The organism is Nocardia yamanashiensis (assembly GCF_021183565.1).
GTDB lineage: Bacteria > Actinomycetota > Actinomycetes > Mycobacteriales > Mycobacteriaceae > Nocardia > Nocardia yamanashiensis.
The window spans coordinates 4,702,421-4,728,080 of the sequence record NZ_CP089226.1 but is presented as its reverse complement, the minus strand read 5'-3'; the positions used below and the strand labels follow the sequence as shown (position 1 = coordinate 4,728,080).

Annotated in this window: 26 protein-coding genes and 1 tRNA gene; 21 read left to right on the top strand and 6 right to left on the bottom strand. The window is 66.9% G+C overall.

The window, feature by feature from the left end; all coding sequences use genetic code 11:
* Window positions 1-109 precede the first annotated feature (109 nt).
* The 4 genes from LTV02_RS22400 (at window position 110) to LTV02_RS22385 (ending at window position 3,932) form a co-directional block, all read left to right on the top strand.
* Window positions 110-793 (top strand): septum formation initiator family protein, encoded by a 684-nt coding sequence (locus LTV02_RS22400; RefSeq protein ID WP_233033567.1) that lies wholly within the window; start codon window positions 110-112, stop codon window positions 791-793.
* Complete coding sequence (locus LTV02_RS22395) at window positions 790-1,329, top strand: DUF501 domain-containing protein (RefSeq protein WP_233033566.1); 540 nt, start codon at window positions 790-792, stop codon at window positions 1,327-1,329. The genes LTV02_RS22400 and LTV02_RS22395 overlap by 4 nt, the downstream gene beginning before the upstream one ends.
* Window positions 1,330-1,375: 46 nt before the next feature.
* On the top strand, window positions 1,376-2,338 hold the full coding sequence (locus LTV02_RS22390) for a Ppx/GppA phosphatase family protein (RefSeq protein WP_233033565.1): 963 nt from the start codon (window positions 1,376-1,378) through the stop codon (window positions 2,336-2,338).
* Window positions 2,339-2,465: 127 nt separating this feature from the next.
* Window positions 2,466-3,932, top strand: coding sequence for a peptide MFS transporter (locus LTV02_RS22385; RefSeq protein ID WP_233033563.1), 1,467 nt, complete (start codon window positions 2,466-2,468; stop codon window positions 3,930-3,932).
* 18 nt (window positions 3,933-3,950) lie between these two features.
* Here LTV02_RS22385 and LTV02_RS22380 read toward each other — a convergent pair whose 3' ends face one another.
* On the bottom strand, window positions 3,951-4,397 hold the full coding sequence (locus LTV02_RS22380) for a MarR family winged helix-turn-helix transcriptional regulator (RefSeq protein WP_067710602.1): 447 nt from the start codon (window positions 4,395-4,397) through the stop codon (window positions 3,951-3,953).
* Window positions 4,398-4,450: 53 nt separating this feature from the next.
* Between LTV02_RS22380 and LTV02_RS22375 the strand changes: the two genes are divergently transcribed.
* On the top strand, window positions 4,451-5,533 hold the full coding sequence (locus LTV02_RS22375) for a substrate-binding domain-containing protein (protein WP_233033562.1): 1,083 nt from the start codon (window positions 4,451-4,453) through the stop codon (window positions 5,531-5,533).
* 42 nt (window positions 5,534-5,575) lie between these two features.
* On the opposite strand, the gene LTV02_RS22370 is transcribed toward LTV02_RS22375, so the two are convergent.
* The gene (locus LTV02_RS22370; protein ID WP_067710604.1) at window positions 5,576-7,258 is read right to left on the bottom strand and encodes a purine-cytosine permease family protein; all 1,683 of its coding nucleotides are present in this window, start codon (window positions 7,256-7,258) and stop codon (window positions 5,576-5,578) included.
* A 259-nt stretch (window positions 7,259-7,517) separates the two neighbouring features.
* Between LTV02_RS22370 and LTV02_RS22365 the strand changes: the two genes are divergently transcribed.
* The 4 genes from LTV02_RS22365 (at window position 7,518) to LTV02_RS22350 (ending at window position 9,936) form a co-directional block, all read left to right on the top strand.
* On the top strand, window positions 7,518-7,796 hold the full coding sequence (locus LTV02_RS22365; RefSeq protein ID WP_233033561.1) for an FmdB family zinc ribbon protein: 279 nt from the start codon (window positions 7,518-7,520) through the stop codon (window positions 7,794-7,796).
* Window positions 7,797-7,810: 14 nt separating this feature from the next.
* On the top strand, window positions 7,811-9,064 hold the full coding sequence (fmdA, locus tag LTV02_RS22360) for a formamidase (RefSeq protein WP_067710606.1): 1,254 nt from the start codon (window positions 7,811-7,813) through the stop codon (window positions 9,062-9,064).
* 88 nt (window positions 9,065-9,152) lie between these two features.
* Window positions 9,153-9,226: transfer RNA gene (locus LTV02_RS22355), tRNA-Leu, on the top strand.
* A gap of 305 nt (window positions 9,227-9,531) precedes the next feature.
* Complete coding sequence (locus LTV02_RS22350) at window positions 9,532-9,936, top strand: VOC family protein (RefSeq protein ID WP_233033560.1); 405 nt, start codon at window positions 9,532-9,534, stop codon at window positions 9,934-9,936.
* A 1-nt stretch (window position 9,937) separates the two neighbouring features.
* Here the strand turns inward: LTV02_RS22350 and LTV02_RS22345 are convergent, their stop codons facing one another.
* Entirely contained in the window at window positions 9,938-10,489 is a 552-nt protein-coding gene (locus LTV02_RS22345; RefSeq protein WP_233033559.1) for a TetR/AcrR family transcriptional regulator, read from the bottom strand.
* A gap of 117 nt (window positions 10,490-10,606) precedes the next feature.
* Between LTV02_RS22345 and LTV02_RS22340 the strand changes: the two genes are divergently transcribed.
* Window positions 10,607-11,167 carry a carboxymuconolactone decarboxylase family protein gene (locus tag LTV02_RS22340; protein ID WP_233033558.1) on the top strand — a complete coding sequence of 187 codons (561 nt, stop codon included), beginning with the start codon at window positions 10,607-10,609 and terminating at the stop codon, window positions 11,165-11,167.
* Window positions 11,168-11,276: 109 nt separating this feature from the next.
* On the opposite strand, the gene LTV02_RS22335 is transcribed toward LTV02_RS22340, so the two are convergent.
* On the bottom strand, window positions 11,277-11,822 hold the full coding sequence (locus tag LTV02_RS22335) for a carboxymuconolactone decarboxylase family protein (protein WP_233033557.1): 546 nt from the start codon (window positions 11,820-11,822) through the stop codon (window positions 11,277-11,279).
* Between the two features lie 414 nt (window positions 11,823-12,236).
* On the opposite strand from LTV02_RS22335, the gene LTV02_RS22330 reads away from it, so the two are divergent.
* The 3 genes from LTV02_RS22330 to LTV02_RS22320 are packed head-to-tail and all read left to right on the top strand — an operon-like array spanning window position 12,237 to window position 14,248.
* A complete protein-coding gene (locus tag LTV02_RS22330; protein ID WP_233033555.1) occupies window positions 12,237-13,328 on the top strand; it encodes an alkene reductase in 1,092 nt (363 codons plus the stop codon).
* 34 nt (window positions 13,329-13,362) lie between these two features.
* Window positions 13,363-13,935, top strand: a complete 573-nt coding sequence (locus LTV02_RS22325; protein ID WP_233033553.1) for a TetR/AcrR family transcriptional regulator — start codon at window positions 13,363-13,365, stop codon at window positions 13,933-13,935.
* Between the two features lie 22 nt (window positions 13,936-13,957).
* A complete protein-coding gene (locus LTV02_RS22320; RefSeq protein ID WP_233033551.1) occupies window positions 13,958-14,248 on the top strand; it encodes a YciI family protein in 291 nt (96 codons plus the stop codon).
* 362 nt (window positions 14,249-14,610) lie between these two features.
* On the opposite strand, the gene LTV02_RS22315 is transcribed toward LTV02_RS22320, so the two are convergent.
* Both LTV02_RS22315 and LTV02_RS22310 read right to left on the bottom strand, forming a co-directional pair.
* On the bottom strand, window positions 14,611-15,450 hold the full coding sequence (locus LTV02_RS22315) for a CoA transferase (RefSeq protein WP_233033549.1): 840 nt from the start codon (window positions 15,448-15,450) through the stop codon (window positions 14,611-14,613).
* A 143-nt stretch (window positions 15,451-15,593) separates the two neighbouring features.
* On the bottom strand, window positions 15,594-16,622 hold the full coding sequence (locus LTV02_RS22310; protein WP_233033547.1) for an AraC family transcriptional regulator: 1,029 nt from the start codon (window positions 16,620-16,622) through the stop codon (window positions 15,594-15,596).
* A 179-nt stretch (window positions 16,623-16,801) separates the two neighbouring features.
* Between LTV02_RS22310 and LTV02_RS22305 the strand changes: the two genes are divergently transcribed.
* The 8 genes from LTV02_RS22305 to LTV02_RS22270 all read left to right on the top strand — a co-directional run bounded on the left by LTV02_RS22305 (window position 16,802) and on the right by LTV02_RS22270 (window position 25,647).
* Window positions 16,802-17,971 (top strand): lipid-transfer protein, encoded by a 1,170-nt coding sequence (locus LTV02_RS22305; RefSeq protein WP_233041664.1) that lies wholly within the window; start codon window positions 16,802-16,804, stop codon window positions 17,969-17,971.
* A 44-nt stretch (window positions 17,972-18,015) separates the two neighbouring features.
* The gene (locus LTV02_RS22300; RefSeq protein ID WP_233033545.1) at window positions 18,016-18,450 is read left to right on the top strand and encodes a type II toxin-antitoxin system Rv0910 family toxin; all 435 of its coding nucleotides are present in this window, start codon (window positions 18,016-18,018) and stop codon (window positions 18,448-18,450) included.
* 1 nt (window position 18,451) lies between these two features.
* Window positions 18,452-19,324 carry a MaoC/PaaZ C-terminal domain-containing protein gene (locus LTV02_RS22295; protein WP_233033543.1) on the top strand — a complete coding sequence of 291 codons (873 nt, stop codon included), beginning with the start codon at window positions 18,452-18,454 and terminating at the stop codon, window positions 19,322-19,324.
* Between the two features lie 22 nt (window positions 19,325-19,346).
* Window positions 19,347-20,225 carry an SDR family oxidoreductase gene (locus tag LTV02_RS22290; RefSeq protein ID WP_233033541.1) on the top strand — a complete coding sequence of 293 codons (879 nt, stop codon included), beginning with the start codon at window positions 19,347-19,349 and terminating at the stop codon, window positions 20,223-20,225.
* A gap of 152 nt (window positions 20,226-20,377) precedes the next feature.
* Window positions 20,378-22,204 (top strand): AMP-dependent synthetase/ligase, encoded by a 1,827-nt coding sequence (locus tag LTV02_RS22285; RefSeq protein ID WP_233033539.1) that lies wholly within the window; start codon window positions 20,378-20,380, stop codon window positions 22,202-22,204.
* A complete protein-coding gene (locus LTV02_RS22280; protein WP_233033537.1) occupies window positions 22,185-23,345 on the top strand; it encodes an acyl-CoA dehydrogenase family protein in 1,161 nt (386 codons plus the stop codon). The genes LTV02_RS22285 and LTV02_RS22280 overlap by 20 nt, the downstream gene beginning before the upstream one ends.
* Window positions 23,346-23,401: 56 nt before the next feature.
* A complete protein-coding gene (locus LTV02_RS22275; RefSeq protein ID WP_233033535.1) occupies window positions 23,402-24,439 on the top strand; it encodes an alpha/beta fold hydrolase in 1,038 nt (345 codons plus the stop codon).
* 47 nt (window positions 24,440-24,486) lie between these two features.
* A complete protein-coding gene (locus tag LTV02_RS22270) occupies window positions 24,487-25,647 on the top strand; it encodes an acyl-CoA dehydrogenase family protein (protein WP_233033533.1) in 1,161 nt (386 codons plus the stop codon).
* The last annotated feature ends 13 nt before the right edge of the window (window positions 25,648-25,660 follow it).

Below are 25,660 nucleotides of genomic sequence, written 5' to 3'. Positions count from 1 at the left end.
GTTTCAGGGTTTGCTCCGGAGGCCCGGCGACATGAGGCTTGTGGGGTTTCAGGGGCTTGCCCCTGAGAGTCCGAGAGTTGGGAATACCGACTGATATTCGAGGTGTGAGATGACGGAGCGACGGGCACGCGGCACCAGTCCGGCCGGACGGGGTGACCGCCGCCCGTCGCGGTCCGCCAAATCACGCACCGGTGGTAAGCGGGCCGATGCGGCGCGCGGCACCACATCGGAGTCGAGGTCCGGGAGCGGGGCGGCGAAGAGCCCCCGCGGCCGGACCACTTCGCGCACGACCGCCGGGCAGCGGGCGGTGGCGCGACGGCAGAAGGCGAAGGCCGGGCGCTCCGATCACAAGATCCTCGGGCTTTCCACGGGCCGCGCGGTGCTGCTGGCCGCGGTGTTGTGCGGTTTGGCACTGACGCTCGCGGTTCCGCTGCGCACCTATTTCGCGCAACGTGCGGAGGCAACCCAATTGGCTTCCCAGCGTGCGCAATTGGAAGAGGACGTGGCCAAGCTGCGCGATCGCCGTGCGCAGCAACAGGATCCGAGCTACATCAAGGCCGAGGCCAAGGATCGCCTCCGCCTGGTCATGCCCGGTGAGACCCCCTACATCGTGCAGGTGGCCGGCATCGAACAGCCGGCCGTGCCGATCCCCGCCGCCAAGACGCGGGAACCCGACCCCTGGTACACGGAATTGTGGCGCTCCATCTCGTCGCCGCAAGCCGCTGCCGCACAACCCGATCCGGCGCAGCCAGCGCCCGCAACAGTCCCTACCGAGGAAGGAAAACCCAGGTGACCGCAGCCGAGAACCGCCCATCCGAGCAGGATCTCGAGGTCGTCGCCAAACAACTCGGCCGGGAACCCCGCGGCGTTCTGGAGATCGCCTACCGCACCCCGGACGGCGTGCCCGCAGTCGTGAAGACCGCCCCGAAACTCCCGGACGGCACCCCCTTCCCGACCCTGTACTACCTGACGGACCCCCGCCTCACCGCCGAGGCCAGCCGCCTGGAAACCACCGGCATGATGCGCGAGATGAGCCACCGCCTCACCCAGGACGCCGAACTCGCCGCCGCCTACCGCGCCGCGTACGACAGCTACCTGGCCGAGCGCAATGCCATCGAGGACCTCGGCACCGATTTCGCCGGCGGCGGCATGCCCGACCGCGTGAAATGCCTGCACGTGCTGATCGCGCACTCGCTGGCCAAGGGCCCCGGCCTGAACCCGCTCGGCGACGAAGCCGTGGCCGCCGCCGCCGACAACGGCCTGCGCGGCACCGCGATTCCCGCGGATTGGCCGAAATACGAACCGCGCCAGGCGCAGCCGGAAGACTAGTCATGACCGGCCGGAGCGTGAACCGGCCGGGCCGAAAGGATTCAGCATGACCGAGCGGATCGCCGCGATCGACTGCGGCACCAACTCCATTCGCCTTCTGATCGCCGATGTGGCGCGCGAGAACACCGACGCCGCACCGCATCTCACCGATGTGCACCGCGAGATGCGGATCGTGCGCCTCGGTCAGGGCGTGGACGCCACCGGCGCGCTGAATCCGGAAGCCATCGAACGCACCCGGGTCGCCCTGCACGACTACGTGAACCTGATGGAACAGCACGGCGTCACCAAGGTCCGCATGGTCGCCACCTCCGCCACCCGCGACGCGTCCAACCGCGACGACTTCTTCACCATGACCGCCGCCGAACTGGGCCGCGTGGTCCCCGGCGCGGTCGCCGAGGTGATCACCGGCGACGAGGAAGCCCGCCTGTCGTTCGCCGGCGCGGTCGGCGAATTGGCCGCCGACGCCGGGCCTTTCGTGGTCGTGGACCTCGGCGGCGGCTCCACCGAGGTGGTGCTGGGCGACAGTTCCGGAGTCGCCTCCGCCTACTCCGCCGATATCGGCTGCGTGCGCATCACCGAACGCTGCCTGCACGGCAATCCGCCCACCCGCGAAGAGGTCGCCGCCGCCCGCTTCTTCGCCTCCGAACGCCTCGCTCAGGCCTTCGGCGTGGTCCCGGTGGAACGCGCCCACACCTGGGTCGGCGTCGCCGGCACCATGACTACCCTGGCCGCCGTCGCCCTGGACCTCCCCGAATACGATTCGGACAAGGTGCATCTCACCCGTCTGCCGCTGTCCGAGGTCCGCCAGGTCTGCGATCGCCTGATCGGCATGAATCACGATGAGCGCGCCGCCCTGGGCCCCATGCACCCCGGCCGGGTCGACGTCATCGGCGGCGGCGCGGTCATCACCGAGGTGCTGGCCGACGAACTGGCCCGCCGCGCGGGCATCACCGAACTCATCGTGAGCGAGCACGACATCCTAGACGGAATCGCGCTGTCCATCGCCTGATTGGCGATCGTCCAGCTATTCATAGCGCTTGTAGAGCCGAGTTTCATCAGGGCTTTTCCGGGTAAATGTGACGTGAGTCAACCGATGAGGTTGCTGTCAGATTGCCCAATATGGGAAGGTCTGATTCATGTCAGAGGTAGCGCACCCCGCGAAACCGGTCACCGAACGCACCCTGTTCGGCCACCCCATCGGCCTCGCGAATCTGTTCGGCGTCGAGCTGTGGGAACGATTCTCGTTCTACGGCATGCTCACGATTCTCGGCTACTACCTGTACTACTCGGTGACCGACGGCGGCCTGGGCATGGAGAAGGCCACCGCCACCGGCATCGTCGGCGCGTACGGCGGTCTGGTCTACCTGTCCACGGTGCTGGGCGGCTGGCTTGCCGACCGGGTGCTGGGTATGGAGCGCACCGTGTTCTACGGCGGTGTGGTGGTCATGGCGGGCCATATCGCACTGGCCGTCATTCCCGATCTGGCGGGCGTCGCGGTCGGTCTGATCCTGGTGGCATTGGGCTCGGGCGCGCTCAAGGCAAACGCTTCCTCGCTGCTGGGCACCCTGTACGCCAAGGGCGACCCGCGCGCGGACGGCGGCTTCACCCTCTTCTATCTGGGCATCAATCTGGGCGCGTTCGCGGGGCCGCTGATCACCGGACTGCTGCAGTCGCATGTCGGCTTCCACTGGGGCTTCGGCGCGGCCGCGGTCGGCATGGCGCTGGGCCTGACCCAATACGTGGTCTTCCGCCGCAATCTCGGCGATCACGGCCGGGAGATCCCGAACCCGTTGCCGCGCACCGCGATTCCGAAATCGGTGGCGTTCGTGGCCGGATTCGTCGCCGTGGTGGTCATCGCCTGGGTGACCGGCCTGCTGACCCTGGACAACCTGCCCGACGTCACCACCGGCGCCATCGTCGTGGCCTCCATCGCCTACTTCGCCATCATGCTGACCAGCGCGAAGGTCGATGCCACCGAACGCACCCGGGTGCGCGCCTACATTCCGCTCTTCATCGCCAACGCCGTCTTCTGGTCGCTGTTCCAGCAGATCTTCACCGTGCTGGCGGTCTACTCCGACGAGCGCATCAACTGGAACGTCTTCGGCTGGGACGCCCCGCCCAACTGGATCGGCTCCATGGAACCGGTCTGGATCATCGCCCTGTCCCCGCTGTTCGCCATCATGTGGACGCGCCTGGGCAACCGCGCCCCCTCCACCCCTCGCAAGTTCTCCCTCGGCGTGATCGGCATGGGCGCGGCCTTCCTGCTCTTCGCCCTGTTCTCCGGTTCTGAGGGCAAGACGGTCCCGATCCTGTTCGTGTTCGTGGTGCTGGGCGGCTTCGCCATCTCCGAACTGCTGCTGTCGCCGATCGGCCTGGCCGTCACGACCAAGCTGGCGCCCAACGCTTTCCGGGCTCAGATGATGGCCCTGTACTTCTTCTCGGTGGGCATCGGCACCTCCATGTCGGGCGTGCTCTCCAAGTTCTACGACCCCTCGCACGAACTCGCCTACTTCGGCCTGACCGGCCTCATCGCCATGGCGGTGGGCGTGGTCGTGTGGGCGATCTCGCCGTGGGTCTCCAAGCACATGGAAGGCGTGCACTGACCGCCCGGCAGCGCTGAGCTACAACGGCGCTGGTTCGGTCGCGGCCATGCGATCGGCCAGCGCCGTCAGTGTTTTCACGGCGGAGGTCGCGGTGGCGGTGGCGGCGATATCGGCCAGGCCGCTGGTGGCCAGCGCCTGATTCATCACCTTGCGGGTGAGCTGCCCGCGCCGGGTCGGGAACACCAGCACCCGGCGGCGATCGGCGTCGTCCACCTTGCGGTGCACCAGATTGTCGGCGATCATCGCGTCGATCAACCGGGTGAGGGTGGCGGAATTGAGCAGGGTGGCATCGACCAATTGCGACATGGAGACGCCCTCGCCGGCGGCGACGGCGTTGAGCACATGCCAACGGCTGACCGAGCTTTCGCCCAGACAGGTCGCGATCGCCCGGTCCATTTCCTGTGACGCGCGCCGCACCAGGCGAGTGAGATCGTCCAAGGCGGCCAGCGCGGTGCTATCGTCCACCTCAGCACTGTACAGCGCCGTATGAATTATTTTCACTTGCAAGCACTACGGTGGTGGCTTCCGTGGTAGTCCCCGAATCTCGTCGTGACACGGTGGACATCGCGCTGGTGGTGCCGCTGGGCGGCCCCGCCGGGCTGTTCGGGCCGTCCGCGGAGGCCTGCGCCGATCTCGCGGTCGAGGACATCAATGCCGCGGGCGGCATTCTGGAACGCCCGGTGCGGCTGCACGTGGTCGACGCCGGAGCGCCCTTGCCGCGCTTGGCGGCTCGCATCGACGAGATGGTCGGGCGCGGGGTGGTCGACGGGGTGGTGGGCTGGCATCTGTCCAATGCCCGCAAGGTCATCACGCCGCGCACCGCCGGCCGGGTGCCGTACGTGTACACCACCTTCTACGAGGGCGGCGAGGATTCCGACGGTGTGTACATGGTCGGGGAAACCCCCGAGCAGCAACTGTTTCCGGCCTTGCGCTGGATGCGCGCGGAATTCGGCATCCGGCGCTGGTGCGTGATCGGCAACGATTACGTGTGGCCGCGCGAAACCGCCGGGGCCACCGTCGAATACGCGCGCACCACCGATATCGACGTGGTCGGCGCGGCCTTCGTGCCGCTGGGCAGCCGGGATTTTCGCGCCGCCCTCGAATTGATCCGCACCTCCACCGCGCAGGGGGTGCTGCTGTTCATGGTGGGTGCGGACTGCGCCGCCTTCAACGCCGCCTTCGCCGCGGCGGGCCTGGACGAGCGGCGGGTGCGGCTGAGCATGATGATCGGCGAGGACGTGCTGCTCGCGGGCGGCGTCGACAGCGCGCGCGGATTGTTCACCGCCTCAGGCTATTTCGAGAGCGTGGTGTCGCCGGCGAGCATGGCGTTCGGGGGCCGCTACGCCGCGCGGTACGGCCGTTCCGCCCCGGCGCTGAACAATATCGGCGAATCCTGTTACGAGGGCTTGCTGCTGTTCGCCTCCATGGCCCAGCGCGCCCGCAGCCTGGAATTGCGCGCCATCGAACGCACCGCATCGCAGGTCAGCTACCACGGCCCGCGCGGCGAGGTGAGCGTCCGCGGCGCGCACACCACCCAGCCGGTCTACGTCGCGGGCGCGGATCTGCTCCAGTTCGAGGTGCACGCGCAACTGACCGGATGATCGATGGCGGGCCGGGCGAATCCGGCCCGCCACCAACGGTTTTCAGTCCAGCGCTCGCGCGGGCGCCAGCGGCAGATCCGCGGCGACCACCGAATCGGTGTAGGCCGCCGACTGGCACTGCTCGCCACAGTGTTTGGTGAGCGTGCAGGTCAGCGAGGACACCGGGCCGCCGTGGAACGGGCAGTCGTGCACCATGTCCGGGAGTTCGTAGCGTTTGCCGTCCACCACGTCGAGCAGGGTCTGACCCGCCCACAGTGGTTCCTTCTCGATCTCCTCGCGCAGCGGATTCGGCCGCGCCAGATAGTATTTGCCGCCGGTGGCCAGCGCGATCAACGGGGTGAGGGTCATGGCGACGGCCAGCGCCAGGTACGGCGACCAGGCTTGCAGGAACTCGCCGAACGCCCCGAAATAGGCCACGATGGACAGCGCCGAGCCCGCGAGCATGGACACGAAGCCGACCGGATTGATCGGGTACAGGTAGGCGCGCTTGAACTCCACGTACGGCGGGCTGATCTTCAGAATGCCTTTGTTGATCACCAGATCCGCCACGATGGCGCCCACCCAGGCGATCGCCACGTTCGAGTAGAACCCCAGGATGCTGTTCAGCACCGTGAACATATTGCCCAGCATGAGCGCCAGCGCGATGGCGATGTGCAGCGCCAGCCACACCACCCGCCCGGGATGGACGTGCAGCACCCGGCTGAAGAAGTTCGACCACGACAGCGAACCCGAATAGGCATTGGTGACATTGATCTTCACCTGCGAGAGCAGCACCATGACCGTCGCGATGGTCAGCGCGACCGCGTGATTGTGAATCAGCGCGCCGTAACCGCCCAGGAACTCCTCGATCGGTTCGGTGGCCCGGGTGAAGCCGACCTGCCCCGCGACATAGAACGCCAGGAACGCGCCGCACAGCTGCTTGGCCGCACCCAGGATCACCCAGCCCGGACCGGCCGCCAGCACCGCCGACCACCAGCGCCAGGCCGGAGTCTCCGACTTCTCCGGCATGAAACGCAGGTAGTCGACCTGCTCGCCGATCTGCGCGATGAGCGAAAGCGCAACGCCCGCACCGGCTCCGACGCCGACCGCGGTCACATTGGCGGTGCCGCCGTCACCCGCCCAGGACAGGAAGCCCTCGAAACCGGACGGATCGCCGACCGCGATGGTGACCAGCGGCGCGGCGAACAGGATCAGCCACAGCGGCTGGGTCCAGACCTGGAACTTGGCCAGCGCCGACATCCCGTACAGGACCAGCGGAATGATGATCAGTGAACCGATGATGTAGCCGATCGGCAGCGGAATATGGAAGGCCAGCTTCATGGCCTGCGCCATGATCGCGCCCTCCAGCGCGAAGAAGATGAAACAGAAACTGGCGTAGATCAGGCTGGTGAGGGTGGACCCGAAGTAGCCGAAACCCGCACCGCGGGTGAGCAGATCCATGTCCAGGTTGTACTTGGCGGCGTAATAGGCGATGGGCACGCCGGTCAGGAAGATGGTGACCGCCGCGACCAGGATGGCGATGACCGCGCTGGCCGAACCGTGCGTGACGGCGATGGACGCGCCGATGGAGTAGTCGGCCAGATAGGCGATGCCGCCGAGTGCGGCCACCGCACAGGCCATCGGGCTCCAGCGCCGGAAGGATTTGGGCGCGTAGCGCAGGGAGTAGTCCTCGATGGTGTCGCGGGCGGCCCAGGTCTGGAACCGCTGCCACCTTGTCGTGCTCATGGTGTCGTTCTCCTCGCTGTCGAGGCCGTGCTGGGGCCCCGGGACTCAACGAGAAGGACCATAGAGTCAATATTTTCAGATGAATATAATGCATATGAAAATTTACAGGCTGGATACCGGGTCTGATCTCCGTAACTCTCACTTAATCCAGTGGTTTCGCCGCCGAGACGAAGCGTCGTTCGTATCGTGGTCAACTGAAATAGCTTCAAATGAAAACAAACCGCCGGGGTTGTCGGCCCCGGCCGACCGGAGGTATCGCGTGCCCAGCTACGAGTTCGCCTGTCGCGCCTGCGGCAGTTTCGAACGCTCCCATCCGATGGCCGAGGTGCCGGCGGCCGCCCCGTGCCCGACCTGCGCCGCCCCCGCGCGGCGGCGGATCGGCGGCGGGGCGCTGCTGCACGGCGGGACGAGCGCCATGCGCCTGCTCGACGCCACCGCCCGCACGGCGTCCGAGCCCGCGGTGGTGTCGGCCCCGGCGCCGGGCGGGCGCGCCCGCGTCACCCGGAATCCCCTGCACCGGCAACTGCCCCGGCCCTGAGAACTGGAGAACCCATGCCTGAATTGATCTTTCCGCTGGATTCCACCAAGCGGTTCACCGATCAGAAGCTCGTCGGCCACAATCGCTGGCATCCCGATATCCCGCCGGTCGCGACGCTCGCGCCGGGCACCGAATTCCGGGTGCACGTGCGGGAGTGGTTCGACGGGGCCATTCGCAACGACGACTCCGCCGAGGACGTCCGCGACGCGCCGCTGACCACCGTGCACTGCCTGTCCGGCCCGTTCGCGGTGCAGGGCGCGGAGCCGGGCGATCTGCTCATCGTCGACATTCTCGACATCGGGCCCATCCCGCAGGAGGATTCGGGTCCGCTGGCCGGGCAGGGCTGGGGGTACACCGGCATCTTCCCGACCGACAACGGCGGCGGCTTCCTCACCGAGCACTTCCCCGACGCCTACAAGGCGATCTGGGATTTCAGCGGCCACACCACCACCTCCCGGCACATCCCGCACGTGAAGTTCACCGGCATCATGCATCCCGGGCTGATGGGCACCGCGCCCTCGCCGGGCCTGCTGTCCACCTGGAACACCCGCGAGGCCGCGCTCATCGCCACCGACCCCGAACGTGTTCCGCCGCTGGCGCTTCCACCCGAACCCCGCGACGCCATCCTGGGCACGCTGGCCGGCGCGGACTACGACCGGGTCGCCGCCGAGGCCGCCCGCACCGCCCCGCCGCGCGAGAACGGCGGCAATCAGGACATCAAGAACCTCACCCGGGGCAGCCGAGTCTTCTATCCGGTCTTCGTCCCCGGCGCCAATCTCTCCGTCGGCGACCTGCACTTCTCGCAAGGCGACGGGGAGATAACCTTCTGCGGCGCAATCGAAATGGGCGGTTTCATCGATTTGCGCGTGGACATCATCAAGAACGGGATGCAGCTCTACAACGTCACCGAGAACGCCGTCTTCCTCCCCGGCAACGAAGGCCCCGTCTACTCCGAATACCTCGCCTTCTCCGGCACGTCGGTGACCCTCGACGGCGAACAGCGCTACCTGGACTCCCAGCTCGCCTTCGAACGCGCCTGCCTGCACGCCATCGACTACCTCACCACCTTCGGCTACTCCCGCGAACAGGCCTACCTGCTGCTCGGCGCCGCCCCCATCGAAGGCCGCTTCTCCGGCGTGGTGGACATCCCCAACTCCTGCGCCACCGTCTACCTCCCCACCGCCATCTTCGATTTCCCGCTCGCCCCCACCGCCGCCGGCCCCACCCGCATCGACCCCGGCCCCGGCGCGCCCCGCGCCACCCGCTGACCCGCGCGGGCCCGGACCCCCGGGCCCGCAAAATCACCCCCGAGGGTGATTCCAGCACGACCGTACGGCTCGGTAGTCTGGCCCAGACGCCCCCGTAGCCCAATTGGCAGAGGCAGCGGACTTAAAATCCGCCAAGTGTCGGTTCGAGCCCGACCGGGGGCACTACCTACAGAGTCCCCCCTCCGTAGGTTGCATGCGCAGGGGTGGTTTTCGACATTCCGCGAGATCACAGTTGGGTGTCAGCGTGAGTTGTTGAAGCGATGGCCATCCTGGACTCGACAGTTCGAGTGCGCGGGTTGTGGTGACCGCCTGAGCCCGCAGGCATGATGGTGTGTCGGCCAGGCGCCACATCAGCTCGGCCCGTTGACCTTCGCTCCGCGCGCACTGGCCGGTTCGGTCAGCGCGCCATGTGGCAGATGAGTGCGTCGCGAATCACGCGTCACTGCAACGCGTTCTAAGATTCGAGGGTGGCTGTAGCGCATCTGGGATCGATCACTCTCGACTGCGGTGATCCGACCGAGCTGGCGACCTTCTGGGCCGAGCTGCTGGGCGGTGAGATCACAGCCGGCACGGAGAAGTTCGTGAGCGTCAAACTCCCGCATCTGGTCCTCACCGCGATTCGCGTGCCGGACTACCGGCCACCGTCCTGGCCGGATGAGAGCGTTCCCAAGCAGATTCATCTCGATCTCGCGGTGACCGATCTCGACGAGGCACAGCAGCGTGCGGTCGAGCTCGGTGCCCGGGTTGCCGATCATCAGTCCGCGCCGAGCAGGTGCCGCGTCCTGTTCGATCCGGCGGGGCATCCGTTCTGCCTCTGCCTGCCGCCGCTCGCCGTGAGGACGACCGAAGTTCCTTCCGGCACGGCCGGATAAGTCACAGCAGTAGTTCGGCGGTCGCGCGGGCGCGGCGGGCGGCGGTGCGGTCGTGGTCGAGGTGGGCGGCGCTGACGGCACCGTCGATGAGTTGCACCAGCGCCGCGCCCAGGTCGGGAGTGCAGTGCTCGCCGAGGATGGTGGGGAACAGGCCGGTCAGCCACTCGCGGTGGTAGGCGATGGTGGCGCGGATGCCGTCGTGGAGCGGGTATTCCGCTGCCGCGTTCATGAACGGGCAGCCGCGATAGCCGCGTTTGCGGAAGGTCTGGTCGAAGACGTCGAACACACCCAACGCGCGTTCGCGCGGATCACCTCCGCGGCGGGCGATTTCGGCTTCGACGTGGGCGCGCCAGGTGTCGGTGCGGCGGCGCAGGTATGCCTCGACGAGGTCTTCCTTGGTGCGGAAGTGCACATACATCGTCGATTTGGACACGCCGCTCTCAGCGATCACGCGATCGATCCCGACTGCGCGGATGCCCTCGGCGTAGAACAGGCGATCGGCGGTCTCGATCAGCACTTCACGGACGGAGCGCCGGGCGGTCGTGGTGGTCACCAGCCCAGTATCGAACGAACAGTTCTGTTTGACAACTCGCGCGTGACGGCCTTAACGTCTCCCGCATCGAACAGAACAGTTCGGTTCGATTTCGCTTCTGACGTGAGGTTATCTCCAATGTCTCGTGTGTCGTTGATCGATCCCGCCACCGCTACGGGCGTGACCGCCGACCTGCTCGCCCGCACCAAATCGACCCTCGGAGTGATCCCGAACATGGCCAAGGCGCTGGCCCACAGTCCGGCCGCGCTCGAAGGGTTCCTGGGCATGTTCGCGGCGTTGAAGTCCGGTGCACTCGGCACCGGCGATCAGGAGCGCATCGCCTTGGCCGTGGCCGAGGCCAACGGCTGCACCTACTGCCTGTCGGCGCATTCCCAGGTCGCCCGCAACGCCGCCAAACTCTCCGACGAGGAGATCCTCGCCGCCCGCCAGGGGCGCAGCGAAGACCCGAAGAGTGCCGCTGTCCTGCGACTGGTAACTGCCATCCTCTTCACCCGTGCGCACCTGGACGACACCCAATTCGCCGCCGCACGCCAGGCCGGGCTCAGCGAGGAAGAGATCGTCGAGGTCATCGCGAATGTCGTGCGCAACATCTTCACCAACTACATCAACGAGGCACTCGCGGTCGATGTCGAGTGGCCGCTGGTGACGCCGCTGACGGGGTCGCCCATCCCGGCCTGAGCAGCGAAGCGGGCGCGAGTCTCGCGCTGGTTCACCGCATTTCGCATGAGCGAAGCCCGGCCCTCCCTCGCAAGAGATGAATGGCCGGGCCTCGTTCGCGGGTGCGCGATCAGTGCTCGTGGTGGCGCACCACCGGCCAGTCGATATCGGTGTCGACGGCCTTGTTCAGGTAGTTGGTGAATACGTTCAGCGCGACATTGGCGATGACCTCGGTGATCTCACCATCGGTCAGGCCCGCGTCTTGCGCGGTCTTGATATCGGCTTCCTCGACGCCGCCGCGAGTGCGCACGACCGCGGTCGCGAACGCCAGCACCGCAGCCGCCTTCGGATCGACCGAATCGCCGTGGCGGCTGGCCTCGATCTCCTCGACACTCAGCTTGGCAATGTTCGCGCCGATGTAGGAGTGCGCGGACAGGCAGTAGTCACAACCGTTTTCCTCGGCGACCAGCAGCGCGATGCGCTCCCGGATTCCCGCCGAGAGCGCACCGGAGCCGAGTGCGCCGGAGAAGCCCAGGTACGCCTCGAGCACAGCGGGGCTGTTGACCATGGCCTTGGTCATGTTCGGGGTGACACCGAGCGCCTTCTGGACGCCGGCCAGCAGGTCGGCGGCCTTGCCGCTGGCGGTGTCGGGCTGGATCAAGGGCAGACGGGACATGAGTCGATCCTGTTCTCGTAGAGCATATTCCATGACCGATTCGTTCTAACCGATCATCGACATATAGAAGGTTAGGCAGCGGCCGGACATTCCCGGATCGCGAAGATTTTTCCGGTCCCTCGCGCCGCTGCTTGAAACCTACGACCCGCCTGGGCATCGATCGGGGGACGGAACGCGTCGCGAGGGGGACCGCGCACGCCGAACCATCCAGACGGAAACACCGCGAGAGACCCGCGGCAGATCAACCGCCGCAGACGACCGACACGCCGACCGGAGGCCGCGTTTGCCGGAGCTCTACCAGGACTATCACCACCCGCGATGCGGGACGCCTTGACTCTCTAGGTCGCATGTCCTAGCGTCCCGTCTAGGACGCATGACCTACAGGTGGTGTGCGTTGAGCTTCCGGAGGATGGCGTGTCCGCTGATTTGTTCGGCCCGTTCCGTGTGGGTGAGATGACCTTGGCGAATCGGATGGTGATGGCGCCACTGACTCGCAACCGCGCGCAGGCCGACGGCACGGTGCCCTCGGTGATGGCGGTCCACTACGGGCAGCGAGCGAGCGCGGGATTGATCGTGTCGGAATCGGTTCCGGTCTCGCCCCAGGGTGTGGGCTATCCGTTCACCCCCGGTCTCTACGCTGACGCGCAGGCGGTGAGCTGGCGGCGGGTGACCGATCTGGTGCACGCCGCAGGCGGCCGGATCGTCGCGCAGTTGCAGCATTGCGGGCGGATCTCGCATCCGAGCCTGCAGCCCGGCGACGCCCTGCCGGTCGCGCCCTCGGCTGTGCGGCCGGACGGGCAGGCGGTGACCTATTCAGGGATGCAGGACTTCCTGACCCCGCGCCCGTTGGAGGCGAAGGAGATTCCGGCGATCGTGGCGCAGTTCCGCGACGCCGCCCGGCAGGCCAAGCGGGCCGGGTTCGACGGTGTCGAGGTGCACGCGGGCAACGGCTATCTGCTCGATCAGTTCCTGCGCGACGGAACCAATCACCGCACTGACTCCTACGGAGGTGGCATCGCCAGCCGGATGCGGTTGCTGAACGAGGTCCTCGACGCGGTGTGCACCCTCTGGCCGACGGGGCGGGTGGGTGTGCGCGTGACACCGGAGAACACGTTCAACTCCATGACCGATTCGGACCCGCAGGCACACTTCGAATACTTTGCCGCCCAACTGAGTTCACGCGGTCTGGCCTACCTGCACGTCCTGGAAGGCGACATGAGCACCACCACCCGCGCCGTCGACTACCCGGCGCTGCGCGCGGCGTTCGCGGGCACCTACATCGCCAACAACGGCTACGACCTCGCGCGCGCCCAACAGGCAATCGCCGCCGGGCACGCCGACCTGGTCGCGTTCGGGACCCCGTTCGTGGCCAACCCGGACCTGGTGCGCCGCTACCGCGAGGGCCTGCCCCTGGCGGTACCCGATCGCAACACCTTCTACACCGGCGGCGACACCGGCTACATCGACTACCCGTTCCATCCGCACGAGGAGGCCCTCAGTGCCTGACCCTCGGACTACACGACCCGGCACCGGCAATACGGTGAGCGGCAGGACGACTCGTGAACACATCGTTGCCGCCGCGGACGAACTGTTCTACCACCACGGATTCGAACACACCTCCTTCGCCTCCATCGCCGAAGCCGTGCGTCTCTCGCGCGGCAACTTCTACTACCACTTCAAAGCCAAGGACGACCTGCTCGACGCCGTCATCATCGCCCGCCTCGCCTACACCCGGGACATGCTGGCCCAGTGGGAAGCCGAGACACCCGACCCCGCCGCGCGGATCGGCAAGTTCATCGACATCCTGCTGGTCAACCGCGCCGACATCCAAGACCACGGCTGCCCCGTCGGCACCCTGACCACCGAACTGGCCAAACTCGACCACACCGCCCTCGACGCCGCCAGCGGCCTGTTCACCCTGTTCCGGGAGTGGCTCGCCGACCAATTCACCCACCTCGGACGAAAAGACGACGCCGACGAACTCGCCATGCACGTCCTGGCCGCCAGCCAAGGCGTCGCCACCCTGGCCAACGCCTTCCACGACGAAGCCTTCATCCACCGCGAAGTACAGCGCCTGCACGACTGGCTCGACACCACCCTCGAACAATCCTGACGAAAACAGAAGCGAGACAACGATGTTCGTAGTACGGCTCGAATTCTCCACCAACAAAGCCCAGGCCCCACAGCACCTGACCGGCCATCAGCAATGGATCCAACGCGGTTTCGACGACGAGGTGTTCCTGCTGGTCGGCAGCATCAAACCCGGTATCGGTGGGGCGGTGCTCGCTCACAACACCACCGCCGAAGACCTCCAGCAGCGTGTCGCCGACGACCCCTTCGTCGCCGCCGGCGTCGTTACGGCCAAGATCATCGAGATCGCGGTGAGCCAAACCGACGACCGGCTGAAGTTCCTGATCGACGACTGATTGCTTGACGTACTGCCGAGCACTCCACACATCGCTGGATCAGCCGGTGGCCGGGTCCGATGTCGCACGAGGGCAACCGGTTCGACACCCGTGGGAGTTGTAGTCACCACTTCAATGGGACCTACGACGGCGACCGCCGATAGATCCGGCGTGCCACCTGGACATCGGCCGAAATTCGCAGCTCATGGCGGGTTCGCGATGTTGTAGATGCTGTACGTGCCCCACCGGGGGCACCAATGCGACATGAGGGGTGGTCACGATCGCGTTGCATTCCTGGTAGCTTGCTGGGCCTGGCTCACGGGTTCATATCCTGTCCCGCTACTGCCGGAAGGCGGTCCTGGCCAATAGGTTCAGGGCCGCCGCTATGCCGCGGTGGTGCCGAGTTGGTGGACTCGGGTGAGGGGGAGGTCGTCGCGGGTGGCGATGGCTTCGAGTTCGGCGGTGGTGTGGGTGGCGAAGGCGGTGGCGACACTTTCGTGGGTGCCGTCGAGGGCGAAGATTTCCATGGTGCGTTGCCAGAAGTGAGGTTCGCCGGCGCCGAGGGCGACGTAGCCGTCGGCGGTGGCGTAGATGCCGTAGGCGGGGTAGGCGCCGCCGAGGAGGGCGCCGGGGGCGGTGAGGTTGTAGCGGATGGAGTCGGCGGCGCGGGCGGCGGCTTCGGCGAGGACGACGCGGTGTGTCTGTCCTACACCGGTTTTCGCGCGCAGTAGCAGGGCTGATTGGGCGGCGGAGACGGCGCGTTCGGCGCCGAGGATGTCGGCGAGCGGGACCGTGGGCAGGTTGGGTGGGGTGAGGGTGCCGTGCAGGGCCTGGTAGTTGAGGTCGTGGCCGGGGCGCTCGGCGGCGTCGCCGTCCTCGCCGACGATTTCGATCAGGGACAGGCGGGGGTGGATCAGGTGCGGGTCGGACAGGCCCAGGCGGGCCAGGGCCGAGGGGCGCATGGCCGTGACGAGCAGGTCCGCTTCGGAGAGCAGGCGGTCCAGTTCGGCTCGGTCGGCGGGCGCTTTCGCATCCAGCACTACGACCTTCTGGTTGGCGATGAGCTTGCGGTACCAGTCCGGGGCGCACACCGCGAGCAGGTCGCCGGTGGGCGGTTCGACCTTGGTCACCGTCGCGCCGAGATCGGCCAGCCGGGAAACGGCCAGGGGGCCGGGCAGATTGGTGGCGAGGGAGACGATATTGACGTCTTCGAGCGGGCGCATCGGGATCTCCTGATCGACGGTGATTCGGCGGCCAGAGGCCGCAGGGTTCCGTCGAACATAGGAAATTCGCCGCTCGTGCTGAATGACCTTGTGGACCGAATTCCTTGACTTTCGAGCGCACCGGCCTTCGACTGCCAGGTCGGTCAGGGCGATGGGTCCGTACCGTGCTGGGCCGCACGGTAAGCGCCCGGCGCACTACCGGTCCAGCGACGGAACGCGCGATGGAAGGTGCTCGGTTCGGCGAATCCGAGCCGCACAGATAGATCCGCGACCGATTCCTCGCCCCGCACCAGCGAGGTGATGGCGGCGTCGCGCCGCAGCTCCTCTTTGATGATGCTGAAGGAGGTGCCTTCGTCGGCGAGCTTTCGCCGCAGGGTGGAGACGCTGGTGGTCAGTCGCACCGCGATCTCCTCCGGTGTCGGCCAGTCCCCGCCCTGTAGCCCGCGCGCCAATACCGCACGGACACGGTCGGTTTCGCTGGTGCCGAAATCGCGGCGGACGATGACGTTGACCGGTGTCTCGGCCAGGAACTTCGCCAGTTCGCGCTCGTCGCGCACGATCGAGGCGTCGAGCAGCTCGGCCGCGAAGCTGATGGCGGCGTCGGAGGTGTCGTATTCGGCCGGCCTGCCGAAGATTTCGTCGTGGGAGAAACCGGCGGGGGCCGGGTGTGACAGTTCGACGGCCAGCAGCGGCAGTCGTCGCCCGATCATCCAGCTCAGGTAGCGATGCATCGACATGAGAATGAAATCGATTGCCACCGCGGGTGTTTCGGTCCAGTTCGTGAAGTCGAGCCGGATGCGTACCCGGTCGGGCCCGATCTCTGTGTCGATGCGCGGCATGCCGGGCAGGGCTTGGCCGAAACCGCTCCATCGGCGCAAGACCTCGCGTAGGTCACCGGCGGTGATCAGGGCGGTGGCGATGAGCCGGAAGGTGCCCAGCGGCACCGGATACGGACCCAGCCCGAACAGCTCGTCGCCCGAGATGCGCGAGAGCTGTTTCACCAACCGGCCCGCCTGATCGGCCGTGACCCGGGAGCGCCCCTGCGCGAGCAGGTCGGGGGAGATTCCGGCCGTGTGCAGCCAGGCGTCGAGGGCCTGATCGTCGATCCCGTTCTCCCGCGCGGTCTGCACGATCGCCTGCACGGCGGCGATCGGGACGGTCTGGGGCTGCATGCGGCCTTCCTGGTCGAGCGCGCGGCGTCGGTGAGCGCGGATGCCAATGATATCGACTCCGCAGGTCATGTCCTCGAGCCGTTGCGGTTCCTAACTTTTACCTCATCGGATGACGCCGCCCGGCGGTGCGATCAGGAGGTTCAGAGTTGAGCAAACGCGTATTCGTCATCGGCGTCGGCATGACGAAGTTCGAGAAGCCCGGCAGCCGCCCGGACTGGGACTACCCGCAGATGGCCAAGGAGGCCGGTACCAAGGCGCTCGAGGACGCGGGGATCCGCTACGAACAGGTCGAGCTCGCCTATGTCGGCAATGTCTACGGCGACTCCTGCTGCGGCCATCGTGCTTTGTACGAGTTGGGGCACACCGGAATTCCCATCTTCAATGTCAGCAGCAACTGCTCGACCGGGTCGACCGCGCTGTACGGCGCGGCGAGCGCGATCCGCTCGGGTCAGGCCGAATGCGCCATGGCCCTGGGCTTCGAGAAGATGGAGAAGGGCTCGCTCGGATCCAAGTTCACCGACCGGGAAACGCCGCTCATGCCGTTGCTGAACGCGCTGGCCGAGCAGTACCCGTGGGAGATGCCGCCCGCGGCCTGGATGTTCGCCGCCACCGCCCGTGACTACATGTCCCGCTACGGTCTGACCGCCGAGCAGCTGGCATGGATCGGGTACAAGAACCACAAGCATTCGGTCAACAACCCGTACAGCCAGTTCCAGGACGAGTACAGCCTCGACGACATTCTGGCCTCGAAGCAGATCCTGGACCCGCTGACCCGGTTGCAGTGCTCGCCCACCTCGGACGGTTCGGGCGCGGCCATTCTCGCCAGCGAGGATTTCGTGGACCGTCACGGACTGGCCGGGCAGGCGGTCGAGATCGTCGGACAGCGGATGGTCACCGACCGCGCCGACACCTTCGACGGCAGCGTGCGCGCGTTGGTCGGCTACCACATGACCAAGGCCGCCATCGATTCCGTCTACGAGCAGGCCCAGATCGGCCCCGACGACATCGATGTGGTGGAGCTGCACGACTGCTTCTCCAGCATGGAGGTCATCGTCTACGAGGCGCTCGGGTTCTGTGGTGAGGGTGAGGCGGGCAAGCTCATCGACACCGAGGCCACCACCTATGGCGGCAAATGGGTCGTGAACCCCTCGGGCGGCCTCATCTCCAAGGGCCACCCTCTCGGCGCGACCGGTCTGGCCCAGTGCGCCGAGCTGAACTGGCAGCTGCGCGGTCTGTCCGACAAGCGCCAGGTCGCCTCCGCGGCCACGAAATCCGGTGTGGCGCTGCAGCACAACATCGGTCTCGGCGGCGCGGCCGTCGTTACCGCCTACCGCCCGGCTGAACGCTGAAGCGGCACAACACTTTTCCTTCCCTCTCACAAAGGAGTGACATCATGGCGCGAGTTGCGCTTTCCCAGGACTTCCCCGCCGGGGTGGAGAAGCTGTGGGCGATCCTGTCCGATCCATCGCGGTACGGCGAATGGCTCGGCATGCACAAGCAGTGGAAGGGCGATCCGCCCAGCAGCCTGACCCAGGGCGCGCAACTGCCGCCCGCGACGGTGTCGTTGATCAATATGCCCAACACCTTCGTGTGGACCGTCGAGAACGTGGAAGCCCCGCGCTCCTACGAGCTGTCGGCGACCGGCATGGCCGGAGTCAAGGTGAATCTCACCATCACGGTGGTTCCCGCCGAGTCCGGTTCCACCCTCACCATGGACGGCGAGTTCACCGGCGCCATGATCACCGGTGCGCTGGCCCGGGCCGTGGAGCAGGCGGTCACGGTCGACATCAACGAATCGTTCTCCCGGCTCGCGGAACTGGCGGCCTGAGATGACCAGAGCCGCTTCGCGGGTCGCGAAGTTCGACACCGATGCCGTCGGTGTCTGGGGCGACACCGAAACCTTCGAGGTCACCCAGGAACGCATCAGCGCCTACGCCGAGGCCAGCAACGACCCGATTCCCGCGCATCTGTCCGGTGAGGTCGCGCCGCCGGTGTTCGCCATCGTGCCGGTCATGCCCGCGCTGTTCCAGGCGGCGTTCATGGTCGCGCCGTTCGACGTGGCCATCAACGCGCTGCACGGCATGCAGGACTTCCGCTACGTGCGGCCGATCGTGCCCGGCGACGTGATCACCACGCGCATGAAGCCGATCGGATTCACCGGCAAGCCCAACGGCACCGCCGCCCCGTTCTATATCGAATGTCGCGACGCCGCAGGCGAACTCGTCAACGAGCAGTACCTGACGATGTTCATCAACCGGGTCGACGCGGGCGAGAGCGTCGGCGAGACCGCACCCGGGCACGCCTTCGACGAGGCCCTGCGCGACACCGAACCGGTGGCCGTGGTGACCGCGCACATGGACGAGGATCAGACCTTCCGCTACGGCCCGGCCGCCGGCGACCCGATGCCGCAGCACACCGAGGAGGAAGCCGCCAAGGCCGCCGGGCTGCCCGGCATCATCATCCACGGCCTGTGCACCCAGGCGTTCATCTCCTGGGCGCTGCTCACCGAGGTCGCCGACAGCCGTACCGAGCGCCTGAAGCGGTTCGCGCTGCGCTTCAACAAACCGGTCCTGCCCGGCCAGGACATCACCACCACCATCTGGAAGGCCGGTGCCGCCGACGGCGTCACCACCTACGTCTTCGAGACCACCGTGGACGGTGAGGTCGTCATCCGCGACGGCCTGGCCGAGATCACCGACTGACATCGACTGCAGGAGAACGACAATGGGAGCACTGGACGGCCGGGTCGCGGTCATCACCGGCGCGGGCAACGGAATCGGGCGCGAGCACGCGCTGCTGTTCGCCCGTGAGGGCGCGAGCGTCGTGGTCAACGACCTCGGCGACAGCGGATACGGCGAGGGCCGAGACACCGGCCCCGCCGAGCAGGTGGCGGCCGAGATCCGCGCCCTGGGCGGCAAGGCCATCGCCAACACCGACAGCGTGGCCGACTTCAACGCCATGAAAAACCTGGTGGATCAAGCGGTTTCGGAGTTCGGGCGACTCGATGTCGTGGTCAACAACGCGGGCATCCTGCGCGACGGATTCCTCGCCTCGATGGCCGAGGACCAGTTCGACGTGGTCATCGCCGTGCACCTCAAGGGGCATTTCAACCTCATGCGGCACGCCGCGGCCTACTGGAAGGCCGAGGCCAAGGCCGGACGCGGCGTGGCCGGTGCCATCGTGAACACCGCATCGGCCTCGGGCACCCTGGTGCCCAATGCGGGCCAGTTCAACTACGGCGCGGCCAAGGCGGGCATCGCGTGGATGACCCGGGTGGCCGCCGAGGAGCTCGGCCAGTTCGGGGTGCGGGCCAACGCCATCGCCCCCGTGGCACGGACCCGGCTCACCGAGGCCACCCCGGGCCTGGGCGCGATGATGATCGCCGCGCGGGACGCGGGCGGGTTCGACGGGTTCAGCCCCGCGAACATCGCACCGCTGGTGGCCTACCTGTCCACCGAGAAGTGCCCGCACACCGGGCACGTGTTCACCGTCAGCGGTGGCAGCATCGAGCAGCTGCAGAGCTGGACCGCGGCCAAGGAACACACCTCCGACGGCGAGTGGACCATCGACAACGTCGCGGCCGAACTCGACGGCTGGGCGTGAAATGTGCGGCATCCCGGGGACTCTCGCGCCAGAGCGCCCCGGGATGCCGCACTCCTCGGCCGACGGCAGGGCGTCATCCCGTCGGCGTGGATTCCACGCTGAGCACCGAGTTGCGAGCTGAGCACCGACTAGCGAAAGGTTCCGGATCGACGATGATCCCGCCCCGGACCACTACTCCACGAACTCTCACCGAAGCCTTCCGGGCCACCGCGGCCGCCGAGCCCGACGCGATCGCCCTGCGCACGCCCGGGAACGCGGTCACCATCACCTGGCGGGAGTACGCCGAACGGGTGCGCACCATCGCGTCCGGACTGGCCGGACTGGGCGTCGGTGCGGGTGACACGGTCGCCCTCATGCTCACCAACCGACCCGAGTTCCATTTGTGCGACACCGCGGTACTGCATGTCGGGGCGACGCCGTTCTCGATCTACAACACCAATCCGGCCGAGACAATCGCGTTCCTGTTCGACAACGCCGATAACCGGGTGGTCATCTGCGAAAAGCAGTTCTTGCCGGTGATTTTCGACGCCATGCGGCTGGGCGGCAAGGTCGAGCACGTCGTGTGTGTCGACGGTGTGGCCAAGGGGGCGCTGTCGCTCGAGGCCGTGGAAGCCGCGCCGTCACCCGGGTTCGATGCGGACGCCGTCGGGTTGGCGGTCCGCCCCGACGACGTACTCACCGTCATCTACACCTCCGGCACGACCGGCGATCCCAAAGGGGTCGAGATAACCCATCGCAATGTGCTCGAAAACCTGGGCGTCATAGCCGAATTCGGCGCGGTCGGCTCGGCCGATCGAGTGATCTCCTACCTGCCCGACGCGCACGGTGCGAACCGGTGGTTCGCGCACTGGCTGAATCTGCGGCACGGGGTTCAGATCACCACCCTCGACGATGCCAAGGGCGTGCTCGCCGCCCTCACCGAGGTGCGGCCGACCCTGTTCCTCGGCGTGCCGAGAGTATGGACCAAGGCCCGCGCCGGGATCTACGGCGCGGTGGCCGCCGAGTCGAATCCGGTGAAACGCGCTGTGGCGCAGTGGGCGTTACGGGTCGGAGTCCAGCGGGCGCGGGCCGAGGCGGCCGGGCACGCACCGAGCCGGGCCGACTCGGTGCGTTATCGGATCGCGAAACGCGCGGTGCTGGACGGGATTCGCGAGCGACTCGGGATGGATCGGGTCCGGATCGCGGTGACGGGGGCCGCACCCATCCCGACGGAGGTGCACGAATTCGTGCTCGCCCTGGGCATCGAACTGTACGAGGCCTACGGGCAGAGCGAAGCCACCGCGGTCATCACCGTGAACCGCAAGGGCCGCACGCGGCCCGGAACCGTCGGCACCGCCGCCCCGGGCGTGGAGGTCCGGCTCGCCGACGACGGTGAGGTGCTCGCCCGCAGCGCCTCGGTCATGCGCGGCTACCGCAAGGATCCGGAGCAGACCAGAGACACCGTCGACGCCGCCGGCTGGCTGCACACCGGCGATGTCGGCGCGTTCGATCAGGACGGCTACTTGCGGATCATCGACCGCAAGAAGGAAATCATCATCAATCAGGCGGGCAAGAACATGTCGCCGACCAAGATCGAGAACGCGGTCGCCGCCCACTGCTCGCTCGCCGGACCGGTGGCGGTGATCGGCGAGGGTCGCGTCTACAACACCCTGCTCGTCACCCTCGACCCGGACGCCGCGGCGGCCTTCGTGCAGCGGCTCGGCCTGGCCCCGCGCGGTCTGGCCGATCTCGCGCGAGATCCCCTGGTCCGCAAGGAGATCGAGGAGGGTATCGCGGCCGCCAACGCGACGCTGGCCCGCGTGGAACAAATCAAACGCTTCACGATCCTGCCGGTCGCCTGGGAGCCCGGCGGCACCGAACTCACCCCGAAGATGAGCCTCAAACGCAAACCGCTGGCCGCCAAGTACGCCGCGGAGATCGAGGCCCTCTACGCACCGACCGAGACCCTGGAGGACACCGATGTCCACACTCTTCCCTGACTACCGGCCCACCTGGGAAACCGAGCAGCATCGCGAACTGCGCAGGCACACAGCGGAATTCCTGCGCAAGGAATCCGTCCCGCATCACGAACGGTGGGCGCGCGAGCACGTGGTGGACCGCGAGTTCTGGACCAAGGCCGGCGACGCGGGGCTGCTGGGTCTGGACCTGCCCGAGGAATTCGGCGGCGCGGGCGGCGATTTCGGTATGCAGATGGCCGTGCAGCAGGAACTGATGTACGCCCACAACAGCGCGTTCGGTTTCACCGTGCACTCGCCGATCGTGTCGCACTACATCTACCAGTACGGCAACGAGGACCAGCGGCGGCGCTGGCTGCCCGGCATCAGCAGTGGCGAGCTCGTGCTGGCCATCGCCATGACCGAGCCCGGCACGGGTTCGGATCTGCAATCGGTCAAGACCACCGCCCGTCGCGAGGGCGATCATTACGTCATCAATGGCTCGAAGACGTTCATCTCCAATGCCACGCTGTGCGATCTGCTGGTCATCGTCGCCAAGACCGACCCCGACAAGGGTGCGGCAGGCGTATCGCTGATCGTCGCCGAAACCAAGGACCTGCCCGGCTTCGAACGCGGCCGGGTGCTGGAGAAGATGGGTCTGCACGGCCAGGACACGCGCGAGCTGTTCTTCTCCGATATGCGGGTGCCCGTCGCCAATCTGCTCGGCGCGCAGGAGGGTCTGGGCTTCTACCAGCTCATGGAGCAGCTCTCCCGCGAACGCCTCGCGGTCGGGGCCATCTGCGCGGCGCTGGCCGAGGCGGCCGTGCTGCAGGCACTGGACTACGCCAAGGAGCGCGAGGCGTTCGGACGCCCGCTGATCAAGCTGCAGCACACGAAATTCGTGCTCGCGGAATGCAAGACCGAGGCGCTGGCGATCCGGACGCTGGTCGACTACGCGATCCAGCAGTACCTGGACGGCAACAACGACCCCATGACCGCTTCTATGGCCAAGCTCTTCGCGGCCGAGCGCGCCGACCGGATCGTGGACAAATGCCTGCAGATCTTCGGCGGTTACGGCTACATGATGGAATACCCCATAGCGCGGATGTACGTCGATTCCCGGGTGAACCGCATCTACGGCGGCACCAGCGAAATCATGAAGGAAATCATCGCTCGCACGCTCTGAGCGCAGCACACCACGGCGGATCACCCAGCACCACCTACGCAACGGAGCGTACTCAGATGAACCAGCGCAATCTCCTCGCCCAATTCGGCGTGGACGGTGGCCTAGCCCGCATGCTTCGCGACTGCCGCCGACCGGAATCCGGCGCCGCCGAGGTCTTCGAATACGGCGAGACCGCACCCGGATTGCTACGCAATACGCGCACCTTCGAAGCGAGCACCGTCGAGACCCCCGACGGTGCTCGGCTGCACGTCCGCGAGTTCGGTCCGCGTGACGGCATTCCCATCGTGCTGGTCCACGGGTTCGCCTGCCGCGTCGAGTACTGGAATCCGCAGATCAACCGGCTTGCCGAACGCCATCGCGTCATCGCCTACGACCAGCGTGGATACGCCCGCAGCACCCTCGGCACACGGGAATTCACCCCCGACGCCCTAGGCGACGATCTCGCGACGGTCCTGGCGGCGACGGTGCGTGCCGATCAGCGGGCGGTGATCACCGGCCACAGTCTCGGCGGTATCGCCGTCATGGCGTGGGCCGCACGACATCCCGAGCAGGTACGGCGTCATGCCCGCGAGGTGCTGCTCATCGACACCTGCGCCGAACGCATCACCGCCCACACCGAGATCGTCCCGTGGCCGCGCTGGGAGCGCGGGCTGCGCGAACGCGTGCTCAACGCTCTGCTCGGCCGTCTCCCCATGCCCCACCCCCGTCTGCTGGGCAACCAACTCCGCAACCGTGGCCTCACCCCGACGGCCTCCCGGGCCGCCACCGAATTCACCGTCGCGGTGGTGGGCAGCTGCCCCAACCCCTTCCGCACTCGTTCCATGCGCGTCCTGCGCGACCTCGACGTCACCGCGGGCCTGGCCAACCTCACCGTTCCCACCACCGTCATCGTCGGCTCCCTCGACCGCCTGACCCCGGTCAGCGCCTCCCTGTCGATCGCCGCCCACCTGCGGGCAGCTGGCACCCCACACCGCTATCTGGAACTCCCCGGCCGCGGCCACTGCACCACCGTCGAAGAACCCGAAACCATCACCGCCGAGATCGAACGCGCCGCCGCGACCGACGCTCTGCGCGGGTCCCGCGACGTCAGCTGAAGAGGTCCTGCTCGCGCCCGCCCGTACCCAGGACCCGGAGGACGACGATGTCCGAACTCTTCCCCAAATACCGCCCCAGCTGGGAAACCGAGCAGCATCGTGAACTACGCAGGCACGCGGCGGAATTCTTGCGCAAGGAATCGGTGCCGAATCAGGAACGCTGGGACGAGCAGCACATGGTCGACCGCGAATTCTGGAACAAGGCCGGCGACGCCGGCCTGCTCGGACTTGATCTGCCCGAGGAATTCGGTGGCGCCGGAGGCGATTTCGGACTGCAGATGGTCGTGCAGGAGGAGCTGATCCACGTCCTCAACACGGCACTCGGCTTCTCGGTGCACGCGCCGATCGTCTCGCACTACATCCAGAGCTACGGCACTACCGAACAGCGCGAGCGCTGGTTGCCGGGCATCATCAGCGGTGATTTGGTGCTCGCCATCGCCATGACCGAACCGGGCACCGGATCAGACCTGCAAGCGATCACGACCACTGCCCGTCGCGAGGGCGACCACTACGTCATCAATGGCTCGAAGACGTTCATCTCCAATGGAACCCACTGCGACCTGCTGGTGATCGTGGCCAAGACCGACCCGAGCCAGGGCGCGGCGGGAGTGTCGCTCATCGTCGCCGAGGTGAACGATCTGCCCGGCTTCGAGCGCGGCCGGGTACTAAAGAAGCTGGGCCAGCCCGGACAGGACACCCGGGAACTGTTCTTCTCCGATATGCGGGTGCCGGTCGTCAATCTGCTCGGCGGGCAGGAAGGCATGGGCTTCTACCAACTCATGGAACAGCTGGGCCGTGAGCGTCTGACCGCGGCGATCGCGTGCGCCGCGCTGGCCGAGACGGCCGTGCTGGCGGCCGTCGACTACGCCAAGCAGCGCGAGGCGTTCGGGCGTCCGCTGATCAAATTCCAGAACACGAAATTCGTTCTTGCCGAATGCAAGACCGAAGCGTTCGCCATCCGCAGCCTGGTGGACAACTGCGTCCAGCAATACATAGACGGTGACAATGACGCCGTTTCGGCGTCCATGGCCAAGCTTTACGCCGCCGAGCAATCGGACAAGATCGTCGACAGGTGCCTGCAAATCTTCGGCGGCTACGGCTACATGATGGATTATCCGATCGCGCAGATGTACGCGGCCTCGCGCCCGAACCGCATCTATGGCGGCACCAGCGAAATCATGAAGGAAATCATCTCCCGCGCCCTTTGACCGCAATCCTGTG